This window comes from Sphingopyxis sp. KK2 (assembly GCF_001990265.1).
Lineage (GTDB): Bacteria > Pseudomonadota > Alphaproteobacteria > Sphingomonadales > Sphingomonadaceae > Sphingopyxis.
The window spans coordinates 1-5,024 of the sequence record NZ_LYVN01000207.1; the positions used below are offsets into that span (position 1 = coordinate 1).

7 protein-coding genes are annotated in these 5,024 nt (G+C 68.4%); 6 read left to right on the forward strand and 1 reads right to left on the reverse strand.

All coding sequences use genetic code 11. The features are described from left to right. The 6 genes from B1A78_RS22855 to B1A78_RS20380 all read left to right on the forward strand — a co-directional run. Window positions 1-518: hypothetical protein (locus tag B1A78_RS22855; RefSeq protein WP_218668012.1), on the forward strand; the 518-nt coding region annotated here is incomplete at its 5' end. 89 nt (window positions 519-607) lie between these two features. Then, window positions 608-1,231 carry a glutathione S-transferase family protein gene (locus B1A78_RS20360; RefSeq protein WP_077148700.1) on the forward strand — a complete coding sequence of 208 codons (624 nt, stop codon included), beginning with the start codon at window positions 608-610 and terminating at the stop codon, window positions 1,229-1,231. Window positions 1,232-1,274: 43 nt separating this feature from the next. Continuing rightward, complete coding sequence (locus B1A78_RS20365) at window positions 1,275-1,709, forward strand: acetyltransferase (protein ID WP_077148701.1); 435 nt, start codon at window positions 1,275-1,277, stop codon at window positions 1,707-1,709. A gap of 143 nt (window positions 1,710-1,852) precedes the next feature. Further along, window positions 1,853-2,491, forward strand: coding sequence for a DUF1013 domain-containing protein (locus tag B1A78_RS20370; protein ID WP_077148704.1), 639 nt, complete (start codon window positions 1,853-1,855; stop codon window positions 2,489-2,491). Window positions 2,492-2,494: 3 nt separating this feature from the next. Then, window positions 2,495-3,634, forward strand: coding sequence for an MBL fold metallo-hydrolase (locus B1A78_RS20375; RefSeq protein WP_077148702.1), 1,140 nt, complete (start codon window positions 2,495-2,497; stop codon window positions 3,632-3,634). A 17-nt stretch (window positions 3,635-3,651) separates the two neighbouring features. Further along, the gene (locus tag B1A78_RS20380) at window positions 3,652-4,605 is read left to right on the forward strand and encodes a TraB/GumN family protein (protein WP_256839609.1); all 954 of its coding nucleotides are present in this window, start codon (window positions 3,652-3,654) and stop codon (window positions 4,603-4,605) included. Here the strand turns inward: B1A78_RS20380 and B1A78_RS20385 are convergent. Beyond that, entirely contained in the window at window positions 4,577-4,852 is a 276-nt protein-coding gene (locus tag B1A78_RS20385; RefSeq protein ID WP_077148703.1) for a hypothetical protein, read from the reverse strand. The genes B1A78_RS20380 and B1A78_RS20385 overlap by 29 nt on opposite strands. Window positions 4,853-5,024 lie beyond the last annotated feature (172 nt).

Below are 5,024 nucleotides of genomic sequence, written 5' to 3' on the forward strand. Positions count from 1 at the left end.
TGCTGATGGCGGCCTGTTCGGAGCCCGCCGCCGATCGCGCGCCGGCGCCCACGCCCGAGCCGACCGACAAGAGCGCCGACGCAACCGACAGCCTGCCGCCGCCGATCAAGCCGGTCGATATCCCGACCAAGGGCGGTGACGGATCGCCGATCGAGCTGGCGGCGCTGACCGAGGCCGACATCAGCGGCGCGAAATTGCCCGGCGAGCTGGCTTGCAGCTTTGCGGCCGACGCCGCGACGCCGCCGATCCTGCTGGCGAAGGGCAATGCCGCGTCGAGCGACCCCGCGCGCGGGGTCGCGAAGATCGGCGACACGGTCGAGCTTTTCGCCTCGCCCGGCGGGTTCGACGGCATGACCAAGGGCGCGCGCTTCACGGGCAAGGGGATGCAATTGCGCATCGCGCTCACCGGCCCGGTGCAGGGCGGAGGCGAATCGCCGCCGAGCCCGGCAACGCTGACCGCCGACCGCGCCGATGGCGCGGTGCGGGTGTTCGCCGGGGTCTGGACCTGCGGTCCCTGAACCGTTCCTCGGGCGCCGCTTGCGGCTGGTGCATGAAGGCCGCATAGAGGCGCGGGCGCGTCGGGGCGCCCGCGTCTGGGGGGACGATGATGGGCGACTGGCCGATCCTTCACGAATATGCGCCGAGCGGCAATTGCTACAAGATCAGGCTGACCGCCGCCCTGCTCGACTATCCGATCGAGCGGCGCGATTATGACATCATGCGGGGCGAGACACGCACCGCGGCGTTCCTGGCACAGGTCAACCCGAACGGGCGCATCCCGGTGCTGCAGGTCGGCGACAAATTCCTTCCCGAAAGCAACGCGGCCTGCGTGTGGCTCGCCGACGGCACGCATCTGGTCCCGCACGACCGCTTCGAGCGCGCCGACATGCTGCACTGGATGTTCTGGGAGCAATATAATCACGAGCCGAATGTCGCGACCCTGCGCTTCTGGATGAAATGGATCGGCGAAGCGAAGCTCAGCGACGTGCAGCGCGCGCTCGTGCCGGGCAAGCAGGAGGCGGGCGCGGCGGCACTGCGGCTGATGAACGATCATCTCGGCGCGCGCGACTGGCTGGTCGGCGCGGGGCTGACGCTCGCCGACATCGCGCTTTACGCTTACACCCATGTTGCCGAGGACAGCGGGCTGTTCGCGCTCGCCGATTATCCCGCGGTGCAGGACTGGATCGCGCGGGTCGAGGGCGAGCCGGGGTTCGTGGCGATGGGGGCCTGATTCCCGCTTACCTCCGCTACACGATCGGACTATCGCCCGCCGCATGATCGGGATTCGCTCTTCGACACCGGCCGATGGCGCGCGGGTGGTCGCCATCTGGGCGGCCGCCGTCGATGCGACGCATGATTTTCTGAGCGCCGAGGACCGCGTGGCGATCGGGGAGGAGGTCGCGGGCTTCCTGCCATCGGCGCCCTTGACGCTCGCGGTCGATGCCGAGGACCGACCGCTCGGCTTCATGCTGCTCGACGGGGGGCATATGGAGGCCTTGTTCATCGACCCCGCGCGCCGCGGGCAGGGCGTCGGGCGCCGACTGGTCGAGCAGGCGCTGGCGGCGCACCCGGTGCTGACGACCGACGTCAACGAACAGAATGGGCAGGCGGTCGGGTTTTATGCGCGGCTCGGCTTTGTGCCCACCGGCCGTTCGCAGTGCGACGGACAGGGGCGCCCCTATCCGCTCGTGCATCTCAGGTTCGGCTGAATCCGCAGACTTGCCCCTTTTTCGAAACCGGCATATAGCCGCTCCCAATGTCCGGCCGCCCCGCGAGGGGCGGCCCTTATTATTTTTGCCCCGCGCGGGGCCTTTGGAGAGCAGTCATGGCCAATGCCGATGCAACCCCGTTGATGCCGCACGCGACCGCCGCCTGGCTGGTCGACAACACCGGCCTCACCTTTGTCCAGATCGCCGAATATTGCGGCATCCATATCCTTGAGGTCCAGGCGATCGCCGACGAGACCGCCGCGACCAAATATACCGGCCGCGACCCGGTCCGCGCGCATGAGCTGTCGATGGAAGAGATCGAAAAGGGCCAGAACGACCCGAACTACAAGCTCAAGATGAGCAAGCAGGCGCAGGACACGATCCGCCGCACCCGCGGCCCGCGCTACACCCCGGTTTCGAAGCGCCAGGACAAGCCCGACGGCATCGCCTGGATCCTGAAGAACCACCCCGAGGTGTCGGACGGCGCGATCGGCAAGCTGATCGGTACCACCCGCAACACGATCGGCGCGATCCGCGACCGCAGCCACTGGAACAGCGCGAACATCGTCGCCAAGGACCCGGTGACGCTCGGCCTCTGCTCGCAGCGTGAACTCGACGCGCTGGTTGCCAAGGCCGCGAAGAAGGCGGGCATCGCCGCGCCGACCGACAACCGCTTCGAAGGCGACCGCGAGGCGCTGCTCGAGGAACTGCGCGCCGAACGCGTCGCCGCCGCCGAAGCGCGCGCCGCCGAGGAAGCCGCGAACGACGAAACGGCCGCCTGACGCATGTCGGGGGTCGACGACGAGGGTATCCCGGCGGCCAGCGGCTCGCCGGATGTCTCGCTGACCCAGGACGACAGTTTCACCGCGACGAGCCACGCCGGGCTGACCTATCCCTGGGGCGATGCCGCGCCGGGGGCGGGCGAGACGATCCGCATCGCGCCGGGGATCCGCTGGGCGCGCATCCCGATGCCGGGGTCGCTCGGCCATATCAACAGCTGGCTGCTCGACGACGTCACCGCCGACGGTAACGATGGCGTCGCGGTGGTCGACACCGGCGTGTGCCTGACCATCTGTTCGGATGCGTGGAAGGCGCTTTATGCCGGCGCGCTCAAGGATGTGCCGGTCACCCGCGTCATCGGCACCCACCTGCACCCCGACCATATCGGCCTCGCGGGCTGGATCGCGAAGAAGAAGGGCGTCCAGCTGTGGATGACGCGCGGCGAGATGCTCACCGCGCGGATGATCGTCGGTGACACCGGCGAGACGGTGCCCGAAGAGGCGCTCGCGCAATCGCGCGCGGCGGGCTGGGACGACGACCAGATCGAAGCGCAGAGGAACGGCGGCTGGGGCCGCTTTGCCATGGTCATGTACCCGCTGCCGCGTAGCTACACGCGGATCAAGGACGGCGATGTCCTGGGCATGGGGGCGCATAAATGGCGCGTCGTCGTCGGATCGGGGCACAGCCCCGAACATGCCTGCCTGTGGAACGAGCGCGAGGGCGTGCTGGTGTCTGGCGACCAGGTGCTGCCGCGGATCAGTTCGAACGTGTCGATCAACATCACCGAGCCCGAGGCCGATCCGCTGGGCGAATGGCTGGCGTCGATCGACAAGCTGATCGCGACGGTGCCGGGCGACGTGATCACCTGCCCCGCGCACGGCCAGCCGTTCAAGGGGCTGCACGTCCGGCTGATGGCGCTGCGCGACGAGCATCGCATGCGGCTCTACAACCTTGCCGAGGCGATCGCGAAGGCGCCGATGCGCGCGGTCGAGAGCTTTCCCTTGTTGTTCAACCGCCCGATCGGTCCCGAGCAGCTGGGCATGGCGACCGGCGAAGCGCTCGCGCATCTCAAGCGGCTCGAGGTCGAGGGGCGCGTCCAGCGCGAGGACCGCGACGGGGTGTGGTGGTACCACGGGGTCGCGTGAGCATGCGGCTTGCCGTGATGGCAGCGCTGCTGACGGTGGCGCCGCCCGCGATGGCGGCGCAGCCCGCCGCCGAAGCCAGCGCCGAAACCACCGACGAGATCGTCGTCACCGCGCGTCGCTCGGGTGCGCCGATGTGGACGATCGAGACGCGCGCCGGCGTGGTGATCCTCGTCGGCGAAATCCGCAATGTCCCGAAAGCGACGCCGTGGCGGCCCGAGCGGCTCGAAGGCGCGACCGAGCGCGCGCAGCGGGTGATCCTCGGCACCAAGGCGAAGGTGTCGCCGGGCGATATCTTCCGGCTGATCTTTACCGGCGGCAAGCTGACCAAATTGCCCAAGGGGCGCGTCGCCGCCGATTATCTCGACGCTGGCCAGCTTGCGCGGCTGGCGGCGCTCGAAACGAAATATGACCAGGATTATTCGCGGAAGAATTTCCTGATGACCGCGTTCGACCTGCTCGCGAAGCGCCTCGCCTTTAACCGCGATACCAGCGACGACGCGTCGGACATCGTGCGCAAGGCGGCGAACCGCGCGGATGTACCGGCGCAGCCGGTCGGCGAGGTGCGCGGCGAGGACATGCTCGACAATCTGTTCGCGGCGGCGCCCGAGACGCATATCGCGTGCCTCGATGCGGCGATGACCGCCGCCGAGGCCGGGCCCGATATCGTCGCCGCGCGCGGGCAGGCGTGGACCGAGTTCGACGTGCCTGCGGTGATGGCGAACCCGCTCGAACGCGCACTCTGCCGTTGCTGGCCGTGGACCAACGACGGTTTCGGTCCCGAACTGCGCCAGCAATGGGTCGGCGCGATCAATGCGGCGGCGGAAAAGCCCGGGGTGACGCTCGCGGTGGTGCCGCTGCTGGTGCTCGCCGAGGAGGATGGCGTGCTCGACCGGCTGCAGGAGCAGGGGCTGACGATCGCGGGACCCGCGTGGCGCGGGGCCGTCACTGCGGCCGGTTCATCACCCAACTGAACGCCATCGCATTGAAGATGGTATAGAGGCCGTAGAGCAGCAGGGCGGTGAACCAGTTGCGCGTCGCGATCGCCATCGCGCCGACGAGCAGCAGAAATTCGAAGACATAGGTGATATTCGGCCCGACCTTGTCGGCGAGCGGGCGGATCATCTGCTGGATCAGCGGATCGTCGCTTTCCATGAACGCGCGGTGCATCGCGAAATTGCCGATGCCGGCGCAGAAAATGGCGATGAGTGCGATCCACATAGCTTTGCAAATGGCGCGCGCAGGGTGGAAATGCCAGCGCCTTTTGGGGTAGGAGGGCGATGGAAGCGGCGCGATGCCGCGTCCCGATGATCGACCGAACCGGCACCTGCCCGCCCCAGCGAAGGACCCTTTCGATGCCCGCTCTCCCCCGCCTCGCGGCGCTTGCGCCGAT

Excerpts from the sequence above, each read along its gene's own strand:
- B1A78_RS20375 (WP_077148702.1), top strand. The coding sequence starts at position 2,495 with ATGTCGGGGGTCGACGACGAGGGTATCCCGGCGGCCAGCGGCTCGCCG.
- B1A78_RS20365 (WP_077148701.1), top strand. The coding sequence starts at position 1,275 with ATGATCGGGATTCGCTCTTCGACACCGGCCGATGGCGCGCGGGTGGTC.
- B1A78_RS20370 (WP_077148704.1), top strand. The coding sequence starts at position 1,853 with ATGCCGCACGCGACCGCCGCCTGGCTGGTCGACAACACCGGCCTCACC.
- B1A78_RS20360 (WP_077148700.1), top strand. The coding sequence starts at position 608 with ATGGGCGACTGGCCGATCCTTCACGAATATGCGCCGAGCGGCAATTGC.
- B1A78_RS20385 (WP_077148703.1), bottom strand. The coding sequence starts at position 4,852 with ATGTGGATCGCACTCATCGCCATTTTCTGCGCCGGCATCGGCAATTTC.
- B1A78_RS20380 (WP_256839609.1), top strand. The coding sequence starts at position 3,652 with ATGGCAGCGCTGCTGACGGTGGCGCCGCCCGCGATGGCGGCGCAGCCC.